The sequence below is a fragment of the Robinsoniella sp. RHS genome, from assembly GCF_001029355.1.
Classification (GTDB): domain Bacteria; phylum Bacillota; class Clostridia; order Lachnospirales; family Lachnospiraceae; genus Robinsoniella; species Robinsoniella peoriensis.
This window is the reverse complement of record NZ_JNGB01000235.1, coordinates 1-3,162: the sequence shown is the minus strand read 5'-3', so window position 1 is coordinate 3,162 and position 3,162 is coordinate 1. Positions and strand designations below refer to the sequence as shown.

General features: G+C 43.5%; 3 protein-coding genes. 2 read left to right on the top strand and 1 reads right to left on the bottom strand.

Annotation, left to right across the window (positions count from 1 at the left end; translation table 11 throughout):
* The coding region (locus tag RHS_RS29115; RefSeq protein ID WP_047835182.1) for a fibronectin type III domain-containing protein at nt 1-1,669 on the top strand (1,669 nt) is incomplete at its 5' end.
* 164 nt (nt 1,670-1,833) lie between these two features.
* On the opposite strand, the gene RHS_RS29110 is transcribed toward RHS_RS29115, so the two are convergent.
* The gene (locus RHS_RS29110; protein ID WP_044296936.1) at nt 1,834-2,574 is read right to left on the bottom strand and encodes a peptidylprolyl isomerase; all 741 of its coding nucleotides are present in this window, start codon (nt 2,572-2,574) and stop codon (nt 1,834-1,836) included.
* 170 nt (nt 2,575-2,744) lie between these two features.
* On the opposite strand from RHS_RS29110, the gene RHS_RS32345 reads away from it, so the two are divergent.
* Nucleotides 2,745-2,867: a hypothetical protein gene (locus RHS_RS32345; RefSeq protein ID WP_395023655.1), complete on the top strand. Its 123-nt coding sequence runs from the start codon at nt 2,745-2,747 to the stop codon at nt 2,865-2,867.
* Nucleotides 2,868-3,162 lie beyond the last annotated feature (295 nt).

Genomic DNA, 3,162 nt, shown 5'->3' with positions numbered 1-3,162 from the left:
TGACGGATACCATGGAGGAGGAGCCCGTTATACGAAAGAAGCAGAAGCTTCTGTAGAATTGGCATTCTATGGAACAGGTGCTGCCTGGTATGGACAGCACGACGTTAACTTTGGTAATGCACGGATATATATTGACGGAACCTATGTCAAGACCGTATCATGCATGGGAGAACCTGGAATAAATATTAAATTGTTTGAAATCAGCGGCTTGGACTTAGCTTCCCACAGGATTAAAATAGAATGTGAGACACCGGTAATTGATATTGACAGGCTGACTTACATCAAAGGAGAAGAAGTTCCTGCTAAAGTAATGACGGCGGACCTCCGGGCTTTGACTGATATAGCAAACCAATACGATATGAACAGTTTTGCAGATGGCAATTACAAAGACCAGCTGGGGGTATCCTTAGTTCGTGCCAACCAGCTTCTGGTAGCGGATGATGTAACCCAGGGGGCTGTAAATGAAGAACAGAAATACCTTCTGAATGCCATGCTGAAAATAAGAAAAAAAGTTGATAAGAGTTGGATCGGGCTTCCCGGACCAATCCCGCAGGATATACAGACAGAAAATATCAGCAGAGATAACCTTGCTAAAGTAATATCTTATACTGGGCAATTGGACAGAGATGAGATTATTCCTGCCATAAAAGAACAGCTGAACGATTCTTATGATAAGGCTGTCTCCATAGCAGAACGCCAGGATGCATCCCAGCCGGAAATAGACAGAGCGTGGGCAGAGTTAATGAATGCAGTGCAATATAGCAGCTATATCAGGGGATCAAAAGAGGAACTGTCATCACTTCTGGATGAATACGGAAAGGTAGATACCACCGTTTATAAAGATGCTGCTTTATTTATAGAATCCTTAGAAGCCGCTAAAAAGGTGTATCAGGATGAAAATGCAATGGATGGGGAGATCAGTGATTGTATCAAACAATTGCGAGATGCAAAAGATCAGCTACAACTAAAGGATCCGGTAGATCCGCCGAAACCCGATCCGGACCCAGATCCAAAGCCTGATCCAACACCAGACCCGGGACCAGATCCAAAGCCCGATCCAACACCTGACCCGACGCCAGACCCAAAGCCCAATCCAACACCAAAGCCCGATCCGACACCAGAGCCAGCTCTAAAAAAGCCAGAACAGGTATCCGGTGTGAAGGCAAAAGCAGAGACTGATTATCTGACGGTTTCCTGGAAGAAACTGAATAATGCCGAATCTTATAAGGTGTATATTTATAAAAGCGGCAAATGGCGCCTGGCTGGAAAAACTACAAAGACATCCATAAAGATAAAAAAACTGGTTTCGGGAACGAAATACACCGTAAAAGTTGCTGCAGTCAATAAAGCAGGGCAGGGGAAATATTCATCACAGGTGTATACGGCAGCAAAGCCCAAAAAAGTCAAATTAAAATCCGTCAGCAGGTACCGCACATCAAAAGTAAAGTTAAACTATGGAAAAGTAAAAGCAGGCGGATATGAAATATGGATGAAGAATGGAAAGGGTTCTTATAAGAAGGCAGCCACCAGTACGAAGACAACAGCCATAAAGAGCGGATTAAAAAAAGGAAAAACATACTACTTTAAAGTCAGGGCTTATGTTAAAAATAAAAATCAGGTGATTTACGGCAGCTTTTCCAATATAAAGAAATACAAAATGGTATTATGAAATTATAAAAAGCGGCATGCAGGGGAAACTAATTCCTTGCACGCCGCTTTTTGTAATTTGTAATAAGATAAGAATAGTTAGGTAAACAACCTGATCAACGATCTAGTCACAATGAAATCGATAGTTGAAGCTATTGTGAAAGCTATAATGATAGCATAGTCAGATCAATCGACTACCTTAATACTCTCAATAGTTGGCTGGTCTTCCGGAGATACCGTTCCGTTACTGTCCTGAACCTTCGTATCTTCACAGATCTTATCTACGATTTCCATTCCCTCGGTTACATAACCGAATACAGCATAATCGCCATCCAGGAAGTCACTGTCCTCGTGAACGATAAAGAACTGGGAGCTGGCACTGTCCATATCCTGGGAGCGCGCCATGGAAATGGCACCTCTTGTATGCTTCAGGGGATTTTCAACGCCATTATTGGAAAATTCGCCTTTTATTGTCTCATCGGAACCGCCCATTCCGTTTCCCTCAGGGTCACCGCCCTGAATCATAAATCCGCTGATAATGCGGTGGAAGGTAAGATTGTCATAGAATCCGTTCTTTGCCAGATTGACAAAATTTGTTACAGAGATAGGAGCATTATCTGCATCCAGTTCTACTTTAATGGTACCATAATCTTTCACCGTGATTTCTACATGATGCTTGCCTGAGAGTAAGGTTGAGTCAGCGGCAGCGTCAGCCTCCGTGGTTTTAGTGGTGTCAGCGGTAGCAGATTCTGCAGTTGTGTCAGTTTCGCCGGCTTCTTTTGCTGAGGCAGCTTCACTGGACTTAACTGTTTCCGTTTGTGCCGTAGTATTACTTTGCGTATCAGATGTTGATCCCTTTTGCCCGCATCCGGTGAAAACAGCGGCAGCCAGTAAAAGAGCGCCCAGCATAATAAATGGTTTTCTCATAATATTAACTTGTCCTTTCTCTAATTGATTGTACGCGTAATATTATAGTACATAAAGCTATATAAAGTAAATAGAAAACAGGAATTTAAAAACACGCTCTAATACTACAGCGAACAATTTCATCTTATATTTGGGTTTAGCTGAGTAATGACGCTTTGTAGATGTAGGTAGTGTACGGAAAGATGGGTGTGGGAAATTGGCATGGGCTCCGTCAGCTGGCCGCAGAACTGGCATTTTCTAACCTTTACGAAGCGCTTTTTGGCGGCACGCGGGTATTCACCGAGAAATCCTGATGCATTTCTCGGTTCAGTACCCGCTTAGTATCCGATGGGAGCCAGTCGAATACTATCCGCCAAAAAACACTTCGAAAAGGTAAGTAAATACTCAGCTCTGCTCTACGCTTCCTCCGCCCATGCCAGTTTCCCACACCCATCTTTCCGAGATCCAGTTTACTGCCACAAAGCTGGTTTTCTCAGCCTGGTGGAGACCCCTGGGCTGTGGCAGGCTGTTCTTTATTGGATGCTGCGCAGTATGTTTCGGCTGTTTGTGTAAAAGAAGATGGAAGTTTGCTCCTTTTTCTGGTTACAG

Coding starts and splice junctions, on each gene's coding strand:
- RHS_RS29110 (WP_044296936.1), bottom strand. CDS start 2,574: ATGAGAAAACCATTTATTATGCTGGGCGCTCTTTTACTGGCTGCCGCT.